At 69.1% G+C, this 18,634-nt stretch carries 15 protein-coding genes and 8 pseudogenes; 12 read left to right on the top strand and 11 right to left on the bottom strand.

Annotation, left to right across the window (positions count from 1 at the left end):
- Nucleotides 1-205 precede the first annotated feature (205 nt).
- Nucleotides 206-2,263, top strand: coding sequence for an RICIN domain-containing protein (locus ACFPZJ_RS35850; protein WP_381030686.1), 2,058 nt, complete (start codon nucleotides 206-208; stop codon nucleotides 2,261-2,263).
- Between the two features lie 94 nt (nucleotides 2,264-2,357).
- Here ACFPZJ_RS35850 and ACFPZJ_RS35855 read toward each other — a convergent pair.
- The 5 genes and pseudogenes from ACFPZJ_RS35855 to ACFPZJ_RS35875 form a co-directional block, all read right to left on the bottom strand.
- Nucleotides 2,358-2,650: pseudogene (locus ACFPZJ_RS35855) on the bottom strand (hypothetical protein); the annotation flags it as partial.
- A gap of 28 nt (nucleotides 2,651-2,678) precedes the next feature.
- Nucleotides 2,679-2,975: pseudogene (locus ACFPZJ_RS35860) on the bottom strand (fumarylacetoacetate hydrolase family protein); the annotation flags it as partial.
- Nucleotides 2,976-3,106: 131 nt separating this feature from the next.
- Nucleotides 3,107-3,289, bottom strand: coding sequence for a hypothetical protein (locus ACFPZJ_RS35865; RefSeq protein ID WP_381030688.1), 183 nt, complete (start codon nucleotides 3,287-3,289; stop codon nucleotides 3,107-3,109).
- An 11-nt stretch (nucleotides 3,290-3,300) separates the two neighbouring features.
- On the bottom strand, nucleotides 3,301-4,500 hold the full coding sequence (gene ltrA, locus ACFPZJ_RS35870; protein WP_381030690.1) for a group II intron reverse transcriptase/maturase: 1,200 nt from the start codon (nucleotides 4,498-4,500) through the stop codon (nucleotides 3,301-3,303).
- 672 nt (nucleotides 4,501-5,172) lie between these two features.
- Nucleotides 5,173-6,367: pseudogene (locus tag ACFPZJ_RS35875) on the bottom strand (IS110 family RNA-guided transposase).
- 141 nt (nucleotides 6,368-6,508) lie between these two features.
- Here ACFPZJ_RS35875 and ACFPZJ_RS35880 point away from each other — a divergent pair.
- From ACFPZJ_RS35880 to ACFPZJ_RS35900, 5 genes and pseudogenes are all read left to right on the top strand, one after another.
- Nucleotides 6,509-6,640, top strand: a complete 132-nt coding sequence (locus ACFPZJ_RS35880) for a hypothetical protein (protein ID WP_381030691.1) — start codon at nucleotides 6,509-6,511, stop codon at nucleotides 6,638-6,640.
- Nucleotides 6,607-7,242 (top strand): class II aldolase/adducin family protein, encoded by a 636-nt coding sequence (locus ACFPZJ_RS35885; RefSeq protein ID WP_381030693.1) that lies wholly within the window; start codon nucleotides 6,607-6,609, stop codon nucleotides 7,240-7,242. The genes ACFPZJ_RS35880 and ACFPZJ_RS35885 overlap by 34 nt, the downstream gene beginning before the upstream one ends.
- 171 nt (nucleotides 7,243-7,413) lie before the next feature.
- Complete coding sequence (locus ACFPZJ_RS35890; protein WP_381030695.1) at nucleotides 7,414-7,653, top strand: hypothetical protein; 240 nt, start codon at nucleotides 7,414-7,416, stop codon at nucleotides 7,651-7,653.
- 317 nt (nucleotides 7,654-7,970) lie between these two features.
- Nucleotides 7,971-8,816 carry an intradiol ring-cleavage dioxygenase gene (locus tag ACFPZJ_RS35895; RefSeq protein ID WP_381030697.1) on the top strand — a complete coding sequence of 282 codons (846 nt, stop codon included), beginning with the start codon at nucleotides 7,971-7,973 and terminating at the stop codon, nucleotides 8,814-8,816.
- A 12-nt stretch (nucleotides 8,817-8,828) separates the two neighbouring features.
- Nucleotides 8,829-9,041: pseudogene (locus ACFPZJ_RS35900) on the top strand (hydrolase); the annotation flags it as partial.
- Nucleotides 9,042-9,366: 325 nt separating this feature from the next.
- Here ACFPZJ_RS35900 and ACFPZJ_RS35905 read toward each other — a convergent pair.
- Complete coding sequence (locus ACFPZJ_RS35905; RefSeq protein WP_381030698.1) at nucleotides 9,367-9,816, bottom strand: MBL fold metallo-hydrolase; 450 nt, start codon at nucleotides 9,814-9,816, stop codon at nucleotides 9,367-9,369.
- Nucleotides 9,817-10,026: 210 nt separating this feature from the next.
- Nucleotides 10,027-11,112, bottom strand: coding sequence for an SMP-30/gluconolactonase/LRE family protein (locus ACFPZJ_RS35910; RefSeq protein ID WP_381030700.1), 1,086 nt, complete (start codon nucleotides 11,110-11,112; stop codon nucleotides 10,027-10,029).
- A 278-nt stretch (nucleotides 11,113-11,390) separates the two neighbouring features.
- On the opposite strand from ACFPZJ_RS35910, the gene ACFPZJ_RS35915 reads away from it, so the two are divergent.
- A complete protein-coding gene (locus ACFPZJ_RS35915) occupies nucleotides 11,391-11,678 on the top strand; it encodes a hypothetical protein (RefSeq protein WP_381030702.1) in 288 nt (95 codons plus the stop codon).
- Between the two features lie 32 nt (nucleotides 11,679-11,710).
- Here ACFPZJ_RS35915 and ACFPZJ_RS35920 read toward each other — a convergent pair.
- Nucleotides 11,711-11,847: pseudogene (locus tag ACFPZJ_RS35920) on the bottom strand (transposase); the annotation flags it as partial.
- A gap of 879 nt (nucleotides 11,848-12,726) precedes the next feature.
- On the opposite strand from ACFPZJ_RS35920, the gene ACFPZJ_RS35925 reads away from it, so the two are divergent.
- Nucleotides 12,727-13,230, top strand: coding sequence for a MarR family winged helix-turn-helix transcriptional regulator (locus ACFPZJ_RS35925; RefSeq protein ID WP_381030704.1), 504 nt, complete (start codon nucleotides 12,727-12,729; stop codon nucleotides 13,228-13,230).
- Nucleotides 13,231-13,354: 124 nt separating this feature from the next.
- Complete coding sequence (locus ACFPZJ_RS35930; protein ID WP_381030705.1) at nucleotides 13,355-13,969, top strand: DsbA family protein; 615 nt, start codon at nucleotides 13,355-13,357, stop codon at nucleotides 13,967-13,969.
- A gap of 35 nt (nucleotides 13,970-14,004) precedes the next feature.
- On the opposite strand, the pseudogene ACFPZJ_RS35935 reads toward ACFPZJ_RS35930, so the two are convergent.
- Nucleotides 14,005-14,796, bottom strand: a pseudogene (locus tag ACFPZJ_RS35935) (IS630 family transposase); the annotation flags it as partial.
- A 672-nt stretch (nucleotides 14,797-15,468) separates the two neighbouring features.
- Here ACFPZJ_RS35935 and ACFPZJ_RS35940 point away from each other — a divergent pair.
- A pseudogene (locus ACFPZJ_RS35940) lies at nucleotides 15,469-15,729 on the top strand (PH domain-containing protein); the annotation flags it as partial.
- 159 nt (nucleotides 15,730-15,888) lie between these two features.
- On the opposite strand, the pseudogene ACFPZJ_RS35945 reads toward ACFPZJ_RS35940, so the two are convergent.
- Nucleotides 15,889-16,146 (bottom strand): annotated as a pseudogene (locus ACFPZJ_RS35945) (cupin domain-containing protein); the annotation flags it as partial.
- Between the two features lie 24 nt (nucleotides 16,147-16,170).
- Nucleotides 16,171-16,548 (bottom strand): DoxX family protein, encoded by a 378-nt coding sequence (locus ACFPZJ_RS35950; RefSeq protein ID WP_381030707.1) that lies wholly within the window; start codon nucleotides 16,546-16,548, stop codon nucleotides 16,171-16,173.
- A gap of 493 nt (nucleotides 16,549-17,041) precedes the next feature.
- On the opposite strand from ACFPZJ_RS35950, the gene ACFPZJ_RS35955 reads away from it, so the two are divergent.
- Together ACFPZJ_RS35955 and ACFPZJ_RS35960 are read left to right on the top strand one after the other, a co-directional pair.
- Complete coding sequence (locus tag ACFPZJ_RS35955; protein ID WP_381030709.1) at nucleotides 17,042-17,398, top strand: hypothetical protein; 357 nt, start codon at nucleotides 17,042-17,044, stop codon at nucleotides 17,396-17,398.
- 190 nt (nucleotides 17,399-17,588) lie between these two features.
- Complete coding sequence (locus tag ACFPZJ_RS35960; RefSeq protein WP_381030711.1) at nucleotides 17,589-18,056, top strand: MarR family winged helix-turn-helix transcriptional regulator; 468 nt, start codon at nucleotides 17,589-17,591, stop codon at nucleotides 18,054-18,056.
- Nucleotides 18,057-18,634 lie beyond the last annotated feature (578 nt).

Genomic DNA, 18,634 nt, shown 5'->3' on the forward strand with positions numbered 1-18,634 from the left:
CCCCACCCATCGGCGCCCCTCGTGAGGGATCCGGCCCCACCAGCCGCCCCTCCCCGCGAGGCCGGGCCGCACGGCGACGTCACCAGACCCTCCGGACCCGGCTGACGCACGCCCACTGGACTCCGCCGACCCCCGAGCCGACCGGTCCGGGAACCGGCGGGCACCGAAACACCTCCCCTTCCCCTCCCCGTCATCGGAGCCGCACATGTCTCCTGCGCAGTCAGGCGCCAGACCCGGCGCCGCTCCGCGTTCCCACCCCGCCACTCTCCTCTTCCTGCTGCTCGCCCTGATCGTCGCGGCGGCAACGCTGGTAGTACCCGCCGCGGGCAGGGCGGACGCCATCTCCCGCCCCGCCCAGACCCTGTACACCCCGCCGTCCGACGCGCCCGCCCCCGGCTCGCTCTATGCGCGGGGGCTGCGCCTGCAGTACAACGGCTCGGCCAACGGCACCCTCCTCGCCACCTTCGAGCAGTACACCAACGGCACCCCCGTCTTCCCCATCTACCGCAGCACCGACAACGGCACCTCCTGGACCAAGATCTCCGAGGTCGCCGACACGCAGAACGGCTGGGGCATGCGCTGGCAGCCCGAGCTGTTCGAACTGTCCCGGGCCATGGGCGGTTTCCCCACCGGAACCATCCTGGCCGCCGGTGACTCCGTCCCGGCCGACCGGGGTGGGACCAAGATCGACCTGTACGCCAGCACCGACCGCGGGCAGAGCTGGAGCTTCGTCACCAACATCGCCACCGGCGGCCGGGCGATCTCCAGCAACGGCTACACCCCCGTGTGGGAACCCTTCTTCCTGCTGTCCGGTGACAGGCTCATCGTCTATTACTCGGACCAGCGCGACACCGACCACGGGCAGAAGCTCGTCCACCAGGTCTCGACGGACCTCCGCAACTGGGGCCCGGTGGTGGACGACGTGGCGATGCCGACGTACGCCGACCGGCCGGGCATGCCGACCGTCGCGAAGCTGCCGAACGGCAACCACGTCATGACGTACGAGTACTGCGGTGCGCCCGAGGGCGGCTGCACCGTGTACTACAAGGTCGCTTCCGGCCCCGAGTCGTTCGGCTCCGTCCCCGGCCGGGTGCTGCGGTCGACCGACGGCATCAGCCCGAACGGGTCGCCTTTCGTCACCTGGCTGCCCACCGGGGGCCCGAACGGCACCCTCGTCGCGGGCGGCGACACCGTGGACGATCTGTTCGTCAACACCGAGAACGGCGCCCCCGACGCCTGGCACCGTATCCGCTCCGGCCTCACCCGCGGCTACAGTCGCGGTCTGCTTCCCCTGGCCGACGGGCACAGCCTGATGGTGCTCAACGGCGGGCGCGTGGGAGTGAGCACCCTGAACCCCGTCAGGATCAGCGTCATCGATCTGGGCGGCGGAATCTCCGACGGCGCCACCTACACCGTCTCCAACGCGAACAGCGATCTGAAGCTCACCATCGCGGGCGGGTCCACCAGCAACGGCACCTACGCCACTCAGCAGAACACCACCAACGCCACCGACCAGCAGTGGCGCTTCGAGCGGCAGCCCTCCGGGTACTTCAAGATCTTCAATGTCGCCAGCGGCAAGGTCCTCGGGGTGGAGAACCAGTCCACCGCCGACGGCGCCAGGGTTCTGCAGTGGGACGACAACGGCACCCTCGACCACGAATGGGCCGTCGCTCCGTCTCCCGCCGGCGGCTACTCCATCACGAACCGGGTCACCGGCAAGAACCTCGAAATACCAGGCGCCTCCACCACCGTGGGCACCACCGCCGCCCAGTGGAGCAGCACCGGCTGCGCCTGCCAGCGCTGGGACCTCGACCAGACCGCCCTGCCGCCCCTCGGCACCGGCCAGTACGTCCTCGTCAACAAGAACAGCGGGAAGTACCTGGACATCCCCGGCGCCTCCACCGCCACCGACACCGCGGCCAACCAGTGGTACAACTCCGCCTGCATCTGCCAGCTGTTCACCTTCCAGTCCGCCGGCAACGGGGCCTGGACCATCAAGAATGTCAACAGCAACCTCAACCTCGACATCCGCAGCTCCTCCCGCACGGCAGGCGCTGCCATCGTCCAGAACACCGCCTCCAGCGCCGACTCCCAGAAGTGGACGCTGACCGACGCAGGCGACGGCTACTACCGGCTCCGGAACGTGAACAGCACCCTCGTCGCCGGCGTCGCCCAGTCCTCCACCGCCGACGGCGCGGCCGTCGTCCAGTGGAACAGCCTCGACGTTGACGACCAGCTCTGGAAGATCGTCCGCATCAACTGACCCCAACGAAGGAGGGCTGACCAGCATCCGAGCGCCGGGCTCGCCGACCGACGGCGAGTCCGGCCTGCTTGCCGTGGCGACCCCAGCCGTACGATCACCGTTTGGGAGCCCGGTGCGCGGTCTCGGGAAGCCCCAGATGCACGAGTGAGGAGCCCAGGCAGAGCACGCCGACGTACCAGGGGAACAGGTCCGCGTGACCCAGCTCCTTGAACAGGGAGCGAGGAACGGCGGGAGCGAGGGGCGGCGGCCGTAGCGGTCGGAGAGGAGGCCGCCGAGGGGCTGGAGCATGCCGAAGAAGGCGAGCGAGATCGTGCCCGCGAGCAGCGCGTCCGACTTTTCGACGCCCGCGTTGAATTCCGCGTACTTCGGCAGGTACGACGTCCAGGTGCCCGACCGGCGTGAAGCCGTCCGCGCCCTTCGAGCGGAGATGGGAACCCCGGTCGGCGTACCGCAGGTCGTACACGCCCGCGTCGTTGGCGGCAGTCACCCAGCGGACGTACGACCAGCCGTCCTCCGGCCACACCCGCCGCGCCCGCGAACCGATGACGAGCGCGATCTCGCCCTCGAAACCCATGAGGTGGCAGCCGCGCGGCCGGAGAACGCGTCCTCGGTGCCGCCAGTGACGACGGCGGCTTGAGGAAGTAGGAGGGGTGGGCGGGGGTTCGTCCGCGTCCTTGGCGCTGCTGCGGAAGTTGAGGTGGACGGCGATCATCTTCGATGGGGGTGCCTGTTGAGTCGGCACGGAGCGCGGTGCCGGTGTTGCCACCGGTCCGTTTCTCCGTGCCGCTCGCCGAACCCGGCGTACCCGTCTCCGAGTACCGGGCTATCCACGAACTCTGCCGTTCAGGCGTGGTTGAGGCGGGCCCAGGGGTTGGGGATCGTGTTGCCTCTGTAGCGGTAGCGGGTGACCGCCACCGCCTGAAGGTCGAACAGTTCGATCCCGTCCGCTGAGGGCCTTTGCCACCGACCGTTGTGGTCGGTGAGCCGTCGGCGGACGTCCTTCCACTTCCAGCGATGCAGCGCCATCCACCAGCTGATCACCCGGTGCCCGTGAAGCTGGCCAGGGAACTCAGGGTGGCTTTGCAGACCGCGTGCTTGAAGTAGTTGGCCCAGCCGCGCATGATCTGGTTGAGCCTGATCAGCACGTCCCTGGGGTTCTGCTGCGATGTTCTGTTCGTCAGGGCACGGATCTTGTCCTTCAGCTGCCGGATGGGCCGGTCAGCGATGAAGGTGTAGACGTGCCACTTGTTCGTTCCCCGCTTGCGGCGCCACTGGATGCGGAACCCCAAGAAGTCGAACCCGTCAGACATGTGCAGCACCTGCGTCTTCGCCTCGGAGAGACGAAGACCGAGCGGATGCAGCACGTCGGCGATGTCCTCGCGCAGCGTCTCGACGTCGCCGCGTGCGCCGTCGGTCAGGACGACGAAGTCGTCCGCGTAGCGGACGATTCGCCAGTTCGGACGTCCAGCGCCACGGCGACGTCCGCGCAGGTGGCTGGTGGCCATCTCCCCGCCCGGCTCCCAGGGCCCGGTCAGGTGCTCGTCGAGCGCCGACAGGGCGATGTTCGCCAGCAGTGGGGAGAGGATGCCGCCCTGCGGGGTGCCGGTGAGGGTGTCCTCGCGGTTGTTGTCCTCGGTGAGGACGTCGGCCTTGAGGAACGCCTTGACCAGCCGCAGCACGCGCTTGTCCTTGACTCGCACTCGCACCCGGTCCATCAGGGCCGTGTGGTTGATCGAGTCGAAGCACGCTTCGATGTCCGCGTCCAGGACCCAGCGGTAGCCGTGGGTGCCGTAGAAGTGGATCTCAGCGATCGCGTCGTGTGCCCGCCGCAGAGGCCGGAAGCCGTAGGAGACCGACTTGAAGTCGGCCTCGAAGATCGGCTCCAGCACCAGCTTGAGGGCTGCCTGGACCACCCGGTCGGCGATGGTCGGGATGCCGAGCTTGCGGACCTTCCCGCTGCCGCCGGGCTTGGGAATCTTCCGTTCACGCACCGGAAGCGGGCGGAACTCACCCGATTTAAGTACGGGCCGAAGATCCTCCAGAAACCCATAAGGGCCAATCTCCCGCTCGACGTTGACGGCGGTGAGGCCGTCCACTCCGGGCGTTCTGGCCCCCTTGTTTCCCGCGACCCGTTCGAACGCCACGAGCAGCGTCGCCGGGTCGCACACGAGGTTGAACAGATCGTCGAACCTGCGGCCTTCGTCGGCCGCCGCCCAACGGTGAAGTTTGGCCTGCATCCCCGATACCCGCTGGTGCGCCCCATTGGGGCCTCTGGTGCACCGCTGTTCAGCGGTGCTTCTTTCGGCATTGCAGTCTCCTTCCCTTCTCGATTCCGCTGCCGCCCTTCCCCATGTGCCGGGCTCTCCCCGGCTCGGAGTACTACGGCGGCTCCGCCCCGTCCCGGCCCGTTCGGCCGACGGTGGGCCCAGCCTGCGGCCTCGCTGGAGGCGTTGCCGCAGGTCAGGACCGGAACGGTTCCCGTGTTCACATGCTGTTCGATCGACGGAGGAGGAGCCCGGCTATACCCCCGCGGCATCGCCACGACTACCCCGCAGCACTTCGCCGTGGCCTCCCCGGCCGACACATAGCAACCGACCGGGAAGTTCCCCATCTCCAGGGAGACGGAGACGCACCGCAACCAGCCCAGATCCGCCAGGTTCGAGCTGGTGACGAGTAAGGAGGCGTCAACGCCGGTTCCTCGCGTACTCCTTTCCGTCTCGCTTGCCGGACCCGCACCATCTGGCAGTGCTGATACGTCCCGGCTTTGTCAGGGCCGCTTGCCACCCTTCCCGGCACCTCCCGGGTCGGGCTGCCCTCAGCTTCAACCGCCCTGCTGCGACAGGACGGCGGTGGCGTCCTTTCACCGCCACTCGAACAACTCGCGCTTCACGGCGCACCTATGTCTTTCGTCAAGCGAGGCGTGGGGTTCTGGGTTCGTAGAAGGTGCCGTCGCGCAGCATCGCGAACAGTACGCTGATGCGGTGCCGGGCGAGGCGGAGAAGAGCCTGTGTGTGGGTCTTGCCGCGGGCCCGGCATTTGTCGTAGTAGGTGCGGGAGGCGGTGCAGGGCGGCGAACGCGGACAGGAACATCGCGCGTTTGAGTTGCCGGTTGCCGCCTCTGGGGGCGTGTTCGCCGTGGATCGAGGTTCCCGAAGACCTTGTTGTCGGGGCGAGGCCGGCGTATGAGGCCAGGTGGGCGGCGGTGGGGAAGCTGGTGCCGTCGCCGACGGTGACCAGCAAGGTGGCGGCGGTCCTGACCGCGACCCCCGGCATCGAGGTCAGGACCTGGGAAAGAGGGTGAGCCTCCAGCTGCCCGATCTGCGCTTCGAGGGCTCGTCGCTGTTCGTGGACGGCCGCGAGCGAGCGGGCCAGAGACGGGATCACGACGTCGAGGGTGCCGGTGCCCGGGACCACGACGGTCTGCTCGTCGAGCGCGTCGAAGACCTCATCGATCAGCCGCTGGGCCATGCGCGGGGCCTTGGGCCGGATCACCTCAACCAGCTTGCGGCGTCCGGCTTTGCGCAGGGCGGCTGGAGATCCGTAGCGTTCCAGCAGCCAGGTCACGGCGCTGTGGTCCAGGCGTGGGCCGAGGACGCGTTCCAGGCTGGGATGGAACTGGGTGAGCAGGCCGCGTATCCGGTTGGAGGTGCGGGTGGCCTCGGCCGCGAGGTCCTGGTCGAAGCCGACCAGGACGGTCAGTTCGGCGGTGATCTCGTCGGTGAGTTCCAGCGTGCGCAGGGTGTGCGGCATGGTGCGGGCGGCGTCCGCGATCACCGCGGCGTCCTTTGCGTCGGTCTTCGCCTCGCCCGGGTAGAGATCGGCGATCCGCCGCATGGACAGGCCGGGCAGGTAGGCGACCTTGCAGCCGGCGTCCCGGGCGACGGTCAGGGGCAGGGCCCCGATCGAGGCGGGCTGGTCCACGATCACCAGCACGGTGCCGAACTTCGCGGCCAGCTTGTCGAAGACGGCCCGCAGCTTCGGCTCGCTGTTGGGCAGCTGCTTGTCGAAGACCTTCTTGCCGGCCGGAGTCAGACCGTGCCCGTGATGGGCGCTCTTGCCGACGTCCAGGCCGAGGAAAACACCCACGTCGTCGATGTCGTACAACCCATCCTCCCGAACGGGGTTCGTGCGGTGCTGGCCAGGGCTTCGGCGTCGTATGCGCGCATCCACGTTATGCAGACCTGCCGCCCGCGAACGGCCGGGCATTGCGCCTGGCCAGGCGGTAGCACGAAGAAGCCCGCGGGCATGAGTGATGCGGAATGGCAGGCGCGGCTCGAACTGGCCGCGTGCTACCGGATCTTCGATCACCTCGGCTGGGTCGAGATGATCTTCACCACATCACCGTGCGCGTGCCCGGCGAGGACGGGCACCTGCTGATCAACCCGTTCGGCCTGACGTACGACGAGGTCACCGCCTCGAACCTGGTGAAGATCGACCTCGACGGAAACATCCTGTCGGACTCGGACTGGCCCATCAACGAGGCCGGGCTGCTGATCCACTCGGTGATCCACGCCAACCGGCCTGACGCGCACGCCATCATGCACACCCACACCACCGCGGGCACCGGGGTCGCCTGCCTGCGCGGCGGCCTGGATTCGGACAACTTCTACGCCGCCCAGCTGCACGACATGGTCGCCTACCACGACTTCGAGGGCATCACCGTCGACCCCGAGGAGAAGCCGCGGCTGGTGGCCAACCTCGGCGACCGCAACCTGATGATCCTGCGCAACCACGGCCTGCTGGCGCTCGGCCCGACCCTGCCCGCCGCGTTCGCGGCCCTGTGGACCCTGCAACGGGCCTGCGAGATCCAGCTCGCCGCCCAGTCGTCCGGGCAGCCGCTCATGCCGGTGACCCTGGAGGCCGCCGTGCGCTCGACCACGGAGTCCTACCAGATGGGCGACCGCACCCAGGCCGGCAGGACCCTGTTCGACGCACTGCGCCGCAGGATCGACCGCATCGCCCCCGACTACGCGGTCTGACACATCCCCGTCCCCACCCCCAACCCTCCAGCTCCACCCCGCACTCCCTGTCTCCGCTCCGGGTCAACGAGGACCCACGACGATCGGACGTGCCATGTCCCCATCCTCACCGGCAACCAGCGGCCAGCACCGCACGGTCGCGCTCGCCGCCATGGCGGGCACCACCATCGAGTGGTACGACCCTTCATCTACGCCCTGTCCACCGGCCTGGTGTTCAGCAAGCTGTTCTTCGACGGGCTCGGCGAGGACTCGCTCATCATCTCGTTCGCGACCATCGGGAACAGCTTCTTCTTCCGACCGGTCGGAGCCGCCCTCGCCGGCCACCTCGGTGACCGGCTGGGCCGCCGCGCCATGCTCATCGCCGGCTGTCACGGGCGAAAGCCCAGCGCGGCAGCCCGACTTCGACCATGAGTCCGAAATCCACCAGCGGCGGCAACTCCCGCAATTCGCAGTGGCACGGCGTCCCGGACAGCCCGGTCAGCGCCAAGTCCATCTGCGTCAGATCCGCGTCCCTCCGCAGCGCGCAGGACCTCCGCGATCCGTCAGATCGTCCTCCAGGCCCCGGCCCCCGTCATCGCGAAGGCATCGGCCATCACGACAAGACCGCCACCGCCTGGTCACCGACGAAGGGGTCAGCGCAGTGACACGCAAATGACAGTCGATCGGTAGGGGACCGACAGCCCGGATGCCTGGTGCCCTACAGCAACCGGCTCATACAGTCTGTTGCCATGAACGCACACCACGCCGAGGAAGTGCACGAGCACGACCGGGGGCTTTCCTACGACCTTCCCCTTCTCGCCCGTCGCCGGATGGTGCGACTGCTGGCGGGGGTGAGCCTGGTGCCGCTGGTGGGCTGCACTTCCGAGGAGGAGACCACGGCGTCCTCGTCCCCGTCGCCCTCCCCGTCGTCGTCCTCCCCGTCGTCCGCGTCGTCGCCCGTTCAGTGCGAGACGATCCCCGAGGAGACCGAAGGCCCCTTCCCCGGCGACGGTTCCAACGGCGTGGACGTCCTGAGGGAGAGCGGTGTCGTCCGCAGCGACATCACGAAGAGCTTCGGCGACTCCGCGGGCGGCACCGCCGAGGGCGTGCCCCTGACGATCACGCTCACGGTGGTGGACGCCGCCTCCGGCTGCGGCACCCCCAAGAAGGGCGCCGCCGTCTACATCTGGCAATGCGACCGGGAGGGCAGGTACTCCCTGTACAACGACGGCGTGACGGACGAGAACTATCTGCGCGGCGTCCAGGAGGCGGACGACAAGGGACAGGTCACGTTCAAGAGCATATTCCCCGGCTGCTACCCGGGCCGCTGGCCGCACGTCCACTTCGAGGTCTACGGCAGCCTGGCCGACGCCACGGCGGCCAGGTCCATCACGAACACCTCGCAGCTCGCGCTGCCGAAGGACGTGAGCGACAGGGTGTACGCCACCGACGGCTACAGCGAGAGCGTGAGGAATCTCAGCGAGCTCTCCCTGGAGTCGGACAGCGTCTTCAACGACGGGTACGACCAGCAGCTCGCGACGGTCAGCGGCAGCGTCGAGCAGGGGTACACCGCGACGCTGACGGTTCCGGTGTGACCCGTCACAGGGGACATGGCCGTACAGCGCATGGTGCAGGCCGGGATCGTCCCGATCACCTGGATGGCCATCACGGGCGAGTGGCAGCGCGACTGGGCCCGGACGAACCTCATCTCCCCCGAGGACCAGCTGGCGACCTTGGCGCACGGCGGCGCCACCGGGGTGGTGACCTTCTGGGAGCAGCAGCTCCTCAACACCCCCGTCCCCGACACGACCGGAGCGTAGAGGCGCACCCGCCCCACCTGGAGACACCCCGTGAGTTCAACCCCCGCAGCCACCTGTGCCCGTCGCCTTTGCCGCCGTGTGCTGCGTGCGACGGTGACCGTACTCGTGTCCGGGCCTCACCGCGGAGCGCCCGTCACGCCGTACCGCCGTTTCCGCCCCCGCAGCGGTACAAGGGCCGTGCGCGGGCCCCGGTCGTCCACGATCACGACCCCACGACATCCTCACTTCTACGAGCAGGCCAGGCGCACCGCCGGCCCGAACGCCGAGGCCACCCACTCCACCGGACTGTCACTGATGGAGTTCAGCGCGCCCCGCGTCACCGAGGTCACCACCCTGATCGAGTGGTCGGCTCGGCACTGGCAGTCACGAGATCGCCGCGTTGGCGACATGCCCAACGACCTATGTTCTCCATGACCTCCATGAAGCGCCGTGTTACGGAGGTCCCCAGGATGAACGGGTTCTCGGGGCCCTCGGGCGCACTGCGCAGCTCTTCCATGCGTTCCAGACCGTAGTCGGCGAAGGCATGGTCGCTCAGCTCGATATCGACCCCGGCCCGCTTCATACGGGAGGCGAAGGCGAGGATGGACGAGAGGTAGGTCTCCTTGCTCGCGGTGGCGGTGGGCGGGTTGGTGCCTCCCCAGCTCACCGCCATGTGTTCCATGCCCTGCCAGCGGGCGGGAAGAAGGATCCGCAGCACGACGAGGATGATCGGCGCGGCGATGCCGATGGAGTCCCTCGTCGGCACCAGACCGATGAGGGTGGTGGCGACGCCCAAGCAGCACCTGGCTGCCGAGTGCCCAGGCGGCACGGCCTGGGCCACTGCGGGACGACCCCGAGGTGCTGCTGATTCCGGAGCGACAGCCCAGGGATCCTTATCGGACAGGTCTCTCAGGGGCGACGGGGACGCACTGGGGACACAAGGACAGGAATAATACGGCAAAGGCGGTCCGAGCATGGTCGGACCGCCTTTGCCGGGTTGAGTGCGTCACGGCAGGGGTATGGCTACGACCTTGAAGACGGCGTTCGGGTTACCGATGTTGGAGAAGTTCTCCCCGAAGTTGCCGTCGACCACGTAGAGGCGGGAGCCGAACGGCTTGGCCGTGGTCGGCCATCCCGCATCCGGCACCTCGGTCGTGCCAAGGACCCGTCCGGCGGTCAGCGACCGCGAGAGCTTGATCTCGGCGACGCCCTCGGAGTTGACCACATACAGGGTCTGCCCGATCAGCACCAGGCCGTCAGCGCCCGCGGCGAGCGAGTCCAGGTGGCCGTGGAGAGTGATCCGTCGAGCGTTCGCCACCTCGGCGGAGTCGTTCGGCACAACATACAGAGCCCCACCCGAACCTTCGGTGGCCTCCTGCTGGGCCACGATCAGGCGCTTGCCGTCGGGCGTGGCGACGATGCCGTTGGCACTGAGACCGGTCCAGTCGCCGCCGAGCGCCACCTTCTTAGGCGAACCAATCTTGCCGTTGGCTCCGATCGGCACCCGGACGAGGTTCGGGCCGAAGCTATCCGTGAACCAGACCGCACTGCGGGTCACGATGACATCGTTGAGGAACACGGCCTCGGGGACGGGGACATCGGCCAGCAGCGCGCCGGACCTCGTGTCGTACACCCGGAAGCTGGTGATGAGGTCCCGGCCGAAGCCCTTGCCGCCGCCGGCCACCCACAGCCGGTCGAAGCGGTCGACGTGCATACCGACCGCGACCCGGCTCGGGCCGGGCGACGGGGCGAACTGCTCGGTCGCGCCGGTCTTCAGGTTGATGCGCTGGATCGACCCGTCGACCAGCGACCCGGTGAAGGCCACGCGCTCGTCGATGGCGATGCCCTCGGGGGAGAACCCGTTCGGCAAGTTCAAGACCTTGGGGAACGGCTTGGCCGAGCGCACCTCGGAAGCCGGCGCTGCCGATACCGGGGCGGCGAACAGACCGACGGCGACGAGCACGCTCAACACCGGAGGCAGCGCATGCTTCATGGAGATGCTCGGTCTCCGTCGCCCAGAGTTGCTTTCCGGGCTGGACGGCTTGGCTTGCGGCGTGGCAGGCAGTACACCGCGGCGACTGATCTTGGTCACGACTGCTCTCCTCTGAAGGTCTGACTACTTCCGTTCAGGTATTTATCTGACACGTCAGACACCGTAGCGGGGAAATGCTTGAAATGTAAAGCACTACGGCCTTGTGGCCGCGCACTGGAGGACGCGCAGTGCCGGCTCCGGCTCGTGGTCGAGTAAGCGCTGCACCGGGCCCGGGTGCTGCGCCTCCGTGCGCAGCAGCAGGTGCAGGGGGACGGCCAGTCGGTCGTCTTCCCGGCCGGGAGCGATGCCGTACGCCCGGTGCTTTCGGCCGGATGCGGATGCGGGCCGCTCTCGCGCTGGGGTCGGTCTCCCGGGTCGACCGCGGATACCTGGGCGAATCCGTGGTGCTGGTCAACCGGCCGATCGACTCGGACTGCGCGACGCCTCGACGACGAAGCGGGCACGACCTGGCGCCGGCCGTGCCGGACGGGATGTACCGGGACGTGATCCTCCCCGACGGGCGTAGTCTGGTCGCCGGGTTTCGCCCGATCGACGTGGCTGTCGCGAAGAAGGACTTCGCCTGCGGTGCCTGGCTGCATTCGCCGGCCCGTACGGCGATGCGTTAGTTCGTCGCCCGGCACTGGGCGCCGCCCACCTGACGGCTGCGCCGTCGGGCATCGTTCGCCCACTCCTCGGGGCACCCACAACCGCCACTGCAGCGGACAGGAGGCAGTGTCGGAGACCGCGTGCACGCTCTACCGCAACCTGGCAGTTGGCCCGCTTGCCCAGCGCCCCGCCAGGTTCTGCTCGTTGCCGTCCGGCAGCCGCTCAGCCATCGGCTGGAGGTCACGTCCGCTGGAGTGACACGAGAAGGGACATGACCCGCACCCGCACCGACCGCGAGAATCCGACGCCTGCTGAAGTTGCTGGACATGATGGGGGTAATCCTCTCTGCCACTGCTCCATCTCCTCGTGCGCAGCGGCAGCGTCCACTCTGCGGCCGAGGCGGGACACTCTGCGTCGCCCCGACGTCGGGATCGAATTCAACCGTTCGATGGACAGCCCGGCACGCCGGGCACAGGGCGGGGGCGGTGCGGCGCCGGCCGTCGTCCGCGCGGCTCGGGCGCCGGAGGACGGTACCCCTCGCCGGCGTCGACGAGCGCAGCGGGCTCGGGTCCTCGAACAGGTTTTCGGGCAGTGGCAGACGGCGCAGGGCGCGCGCGACATCCGCCATGCGGGTGTTGAGCACCGCCGGGTGCACTCCGTCAACCGACATGTTCGGCAGACCGCGGCGCTTGCAACTGCGCGCCGATGGTGGGCCGACGGAGTCCGTCGGCGAGGCCTTCGTCCAGCCGGGGGCACCTCCCAGCAGTAGCTGGGGCAGGACCGGGCACGTATGCGGATCCGCACGTCGGCCCCTCCTCAGCCCGGTCCGTTCCGGGCTGCGCGGCCCACGGTCGCAGTGCGGCGGGGTCGAGTTGGGTGGCGTCCAGCAGGCATGGGCCGATCGCGGGGGAGCGTTGCCTGAGCGGTGCGGCAACGGGGCACCTTGCTCGCGGTCGCTGTGCCGTACCGGCCGCGCCGCAGGCGTGCCGCCGAGGTCCACATGAGCTCCGGGCCCCCGCATGCGATCAGGCGCGATAGGTTCCGCCTGGACGAACATGCGGAGGTGCCGTGGGCGAGCAGGACGGGCAGAGGGAGATCACGACCGCGAAGAAGGCGGCCGACAACGAACTGGTCCTGGCTTTCGGGCGGCTGCAGGGTGCCGCGACCCGGCTGGAGTACATCCTGGGCCGGCGACTGGAGGAGGAGTGCGGGATCAGCCACCTGATGTACGAGGTGCTGCTGATCCTGGGGCGGGCGGGCGAACCAGGGCTGTCGATGCGGGCGATCAGCCAGGAGCAGGTGCTCACCACGGGCGGGGCGACGCGGCTGGTGGACCGGATGGTGGCGGCAGGGCTGGTGCAGCGGGTCACGGATCCGGGCGACCGGCGGGGGCGACTGGTACGCCTGACAGCGCTGGGCGAGGAGACCGCCGTGCGCGCTTCCCGGCTCCATGTGGAGAACATCAAGCGGTACTTCCTGGACCCTCTGCCCGCCTCCCACCGGGAGCGCTTCGCGGAGGATCTGCGGATTCTCAGCCACGCGGCCCGCGACTCCCTGCCGCTGCTGCCCTGAGCGGCGCACTGTGCCACGAGTCACACAGCCGGGCCTGCCCGCGTTGAAATATCTGATGAGTCAGATAATGTTGCCCGTGGTGAGTGCCCGCACAAGGCGGGCGCCACGTCCCCCGAGGTCTTCGATGAAGCTCGTCTACGTCTTCGATGCCTACTGCGGCTGGTCACACGGTTTCTCCGGGACGCTGCGCGAGGTCACCTCCCGGCACCCCGAACTGCCGGTCGAGGTCGTCTCCGGCGGCCTGTTCACCGGCCGGCGGCGCGTACCCATGAGCTCGTTCGGCTTCATCCAGGGCGCCAACCACCAGATCAGCGAGCAGACCGGCGCCCGGTTCGGCGAGGCCTACGAGCGGCTGGCCGACGAGGGCTCGTTCGTGATGGACTCCGAGGGCGCCGCCCGCGGGGTGGCCGCGCTGCGCCGGGTCGCTCCCGAGCGTGCGGCGGAGCTGGCCACGGACCTCCAGACCGTCTTCTACGTCGACGGACAGAGCCTGTCCGACGCGGCGACGTACCGGCAGCTCGCGAGGGCCGCCGGGTTGGACGCCGAGGCGGTCGTCGCCGCGTTCGAAGCACCCGAGACGCGGGCGGAGGCGGAAGCCGACTTCCGGCGCGCCGCCGAGTTGGGCGTCAGCGGCTTCCCCACGCTCCTCGCCGTCGACGGTGAGCGCGTCACCACCCTGGCCTGCGGACACGCCACCGCCGACGAGGTCGACCGCCGACTGGCCGCCCACACCTCCTGACTCTTCCCCTCCCCCGTTTCCCACACCTAGTGTCCTGAGTCGTTAGGAGTGAAGTGCAGATGGAAGCGGGGGTGCCGAAGCAGCCACTTCTTGACCGGCTCGGTCTTGTGGGTGGCGTAGTTGTCCAGGACCAGGTGGTCGAGGTGCTTGGGAACGGCGGCGTCGATGACCTTCAGGAAACGGAGGAACTCCTGGTGGCGGTGGCGGCGGTAGTGCTGGGCTATGACCGAGCCGGAGGCGATGTCCAGGGCGGCGAACAGGCTGGTCGTGCCGTGCCGGACGTAGTCGTGCGTCATCTTCGCCGGCGTGGTCGGCGCCATCGGCAGCACAGGCTGAGTCCGGTCCAGGGCCTGTATCTGCGACTTCTCGTTCACCGCCAGGACCAGGGCGTTCTCCGGCGGGGACAGGTAAATGCCCACCACGTCGCGGACCTTGGTCACGAACTGCGGGTCGGTCGACAGCTTCCACGTCTCCACGATGTGCGGCTTGAGGCCGAACGCCCGCCAGATCCTCGAGACAGCCGACTGCGACATCCCCGTGGCCCCGGCCATCGAACGCGTCGACCAGTGCGAATCACCCGTCGGCGGCGCCTGGCCGAGCGTCCTGGCGACCAGAGCTTCGACCTGCTCGTCCGTGATCTTTCGCGGCGCCCCCGAACGCGGCCGGTCTGCCAGGCCCTCCAGCCGGTCCGCGGCGAACCGGGACCGCCACTTGCGTACGGTCTCGCGCGAGATGCCCAGGTCATCCGCGACTCGCGCGTTCGACAGGCCCTCCGCGCACGCCAGCACGATCCTCGACCGCAGCACCAGCGCCTGAGAGGCGGTCTGCTAGACCCCTATTTCGAGGAAGCCGATGGCCACGACGTCGCGTACGTTCCCGGGGTTGGAGACTTCGAGAGCGCGTGCAACGCCAACCGGGCACCTCGCATCGACCTGTCCGAGCTCATCGCGAGCCTGCGCGAGGCACCGTCCCTCACGACCGCACAGTGGCTCGCCGGTCCCGGGGAGACCATCCTCGGCACCCGTGTGAGGAAGGTCATCGACGGCTACGAGCGGCCCGACGTCGTGGCCTAGCTGCACCACCGAGAAGGCATCCGTTCACCAAGGCGAGGGCCGTCCCCCAGCGGGACGGCCCTCGCCGTTTGCTGGCCGATGAGCCCCACACCGCGGCAGGTGCTCCCGTGCCGGTGGTGGGTGAGGCGCGGGGTTGCGGCGCTAAGTCACCGCTTCCGCACTGTGCAGTCAGCCGGGCCGTGCCCGGCCAGCGGCGAGCCGCCCCGCGCAGCAGGCCGGCCCCGCTCCCGGTCTATCCCACCCCCCTGGAGCTTCCCCATGAGCGGCACCCCACCCCGCGAGCCCCGCGCGTTGTTCCAGCCACCTGGCGTGACCTTCACACGCCTGCCCCACAAGGCCCTGACTCTGTGGCGCCTCACCCTCGCGTTCTGGACCACGCTCATCGCCCTCCTCTTCGGGGTTGTCCCCACCGCGCTCGTCCAGCTCATGCACGCCGATCTGGCCGTATGGCCGTTCTGGACCCTCGTCACGGCCTTCGCTGGAGGGGCGGCCGTAGGCTGGCAACGCCTCGGAGCCCGCTGGCAGGCGACGGGATACTGCCTGACCGAGGACGAACTACTGCTATGCGGCGGACTGCTCCACCAACACCTCACCGCGATGTCCTATGGACGCATCCAGACCGTGGCGGTGTGGTCAGGGCCCGTTCAGCGGCGCTTCGGCCTCGCCACGGTGCACGCCAGCACCGGCTCCTACCACGGCTCAACCGTCAAGAACATCGAGACCGCCAAGGCCGAGGAGATCCGCGACGTCCTCACCCGCCTCGCAAGACCTCCTACCGGCCAGCCGGGCCGGACTGACGCGGATGTCGGCGAGGTCGCGGTAGACCGACGCACCGGGGAACCGCAAGCCGCGGTGCGGATGCCACGGGGTGCCTTGGGGCTCTCCGGGCGCCTGCTCCATTTCGCCCACGTGATCCATGTGAACGAACGGATCCAGCTTTGGCGGCGGTACGCCGGCGAAGGCCCGGCGCACCGGGAAGCCCTCCCCCTCGAAGCCGTGTTGTGCCGACGTGAGGCGGCGGACGGACCGGTAGGCCGTGCCGGCCGGATCGAGCTCCGGCAGGCGGGGCAGGACCAGCACGTCGTCCACGGTTATGGCAGGCATGGCTTGCCTCTCTCTCGGTTGCCGTCAGAAGGCGTGCGGGCCGAACCGCCCCCAGGCCAGGAAGGCGGCCAGGGCGAGCAGGACCACGTTCACCACGACCGACTGGGACTCGCCGCGACGGCTGTGCGTGATCGCGGCGCCGAACATCGTCAGGGCCAGGCCGGACGCGGCCAGCGGGACCAGGTCGGGAGCGATGTCCACGGCCGCGGGCAGGATCAGCCCGACCGCACCGAGGACCTCCAGGAGGCCGATGGTCTTGATCTGCCCGGGCGAGAAGGCCTCGGCCCAGCTCATGGACGGGCTGGCGAGCAGCTTCTCCTTCGGCTGGGCGAGCTTGGCAGCGCCGGCGCCGAGGAAGACCAGCGCGAGCAGGGCCGCGACAGCCCACAAGGTGACGTTCACAGGTACCTCTTGTCATCGGGTTGTGCGGGCCCGCTCGGCGGATCCCACAGCAGTAATTGATGCGTCATCTAAATTAGTGGGCCGGTGGATGACGTGTCAACGTCAGTCGCTCGAGAGCGCAGGAAATCGAGAGACGGGCCGCCGGTGAACCTGCGGCCGACACGGGGGTCGGCCTCGGACTGCGTGTTCGGCACCGCCAAGCGGCGGCCGGTGCGCTGATCACGGCCCGTCCGCGCTGCGACTCCGGGAAGCGGTTCGGCAGTGCGCGCAGTTCCTCGGCGCCGACGTGGGCGCCGAGCGACTCGTTGTCTGGTTCGAGCCGTACTCCTGCGGCCAGGGGTCCTGCCATGACGGGACGGAAGCCGGTCGTCGACGAGGCGTGCGACGAGAACGAGGTCGTCGGGATCGTCACCGGCGGTCGCGATCGCCTTGCGTTCACGTACTCCCGCGGGCCGGGCCTCGTCTTCGAGATCGTCTGCACGCCACCGCCGGCATGGGACGGCTGCGTGCCGCCCTCCACACGCTCGCCGATCTCGAACTCGCCCCCGACGGCGAACTGCTCACCCGCCTGGACGCCCTGGTGCAGTGCCTCGCGGCGCAGGCGCCCGCGAGGTACCGGGACACCGAAGGTGTACAGGTCTGCGAGGTCATCCCCCCGGCACTGCGCAACCGCGGCCGCGACGGGCTCGGACCGCCGACGGGGGAGGCCGGGGCCTGTGCCTGGTGGCGCAGCTCACGACGCGCTGGGGCTGCCGCTACGGGCAGCGGGGCAAGAGCATCCGGGCCCGGGCCGTCCCTCACCGGGCAGGCCGGACCGGTGATGTGGAACGTGCGGACGCTGACGGCCTGACACGCCGGCCCGACGGTCTCGGTCGTGAGGCAGCAGGCCCGGGGGCGCGGCACGGGACAGTCGGGGCAGGACAGGTCGTGCCGCGCCCCGGGGGTGTGTGCGGCCCTCGATCAGGGCCTGGCGGTGGTGATCAGGTTGCCTCGGACCGACGACAGTTCGATGAGAAGTCAACTAGGTTTACACTTTCACCATGGACGAGACGGCGCGGTGGTTGACGCCAGAGGAGCAGCACGCGTGGCGGAGCTTTGTGCGCCTGCATGAGCGGCTGGGAGGTCGCCTGTCACGCCTGCTGCAATCCGAGTCGAACATCTCGGCCGCGGATTTCGCCGTGCTGGTCCATCTGACGGATGTCCCGGAGGGGCGGCAGCGCTTTCAGGACCTCGCCCGGGCGCTGGAGTGGGAAAAGAGCCGGATGTCCCACCACATCGCCCGCATGGCCAAGCGGGGGTTGGTGGTGCGCCAGGAGTGTCCCGAGGACGGGCGCGGTGCGTTCGTGGTGATCACGGACGCGGGGCGTGAGGCGATCGAGGCCGCCGCGCCGCTGCATGTCAAGGCGGTGCGCGACCTGTTCCTCGACCACGTCACGCCCTCGGAGCTGCGGGTGCTGGCCGATGTCTCCGAGCGCGTCGTCGGCAAGCTGGACGAGGACCTGTCCTGACGGCCCGGTCGCCCGGGCCGCGTGCCGGTAGCGCTTACCCATGGCGGAGCGCCGGCACCGGATGCTTCCTCATGATCAAGCCCGGCGAGTGTCGACAACGCCCTTGATCGATACACCTGGATCGCGGCCGAGATCTGGCTGCCTGGCGGTCCGGCGCGGGCGGTCGAAGGCTATGGGGGAGCGGCTTCCCGCGCCGGCCCTGCCGAATGCCCATACCCCTCGCGGCAATCCCCCGGGCAAGGTAGATGACAAATCAACGACCGGATACAGTCACGGTATGGAGGAGAGACCGCGGTGGCTCGCTCCGGCGGAGCGGGACGCCTGGCGGGGTCTCACCCAGGTTGGCGGCGTCTCCGCAGCTCAGCTACTGCGGCCTACGGGCCGCCTTCGATCAAGTGGGGCACGTTCGTACCGGGCCGCGTTCGCCGCACACCGGAGGGTGATCCCGCTAGCCGATGACGTCGCCCGTGGGGCTGACGGATTTCCTCAACCACGCGCGGGCAGCACGGGCCGACGGGACCTGACACACGGTCTCCCGTCCCACAGGAGGGCACGTCACGACGTTCCTGGCTGGCCAA

Source organism: Streptomyces bullii (assembly GCF_042657145.1).
In the GTDB taxonomy this organism is placed as follows: Bacteria; Actinomycetota; Actinomycetes; order Streptomycetales; family Streptomycetaceae; genus Streptomyces; species Streptomyces bullii.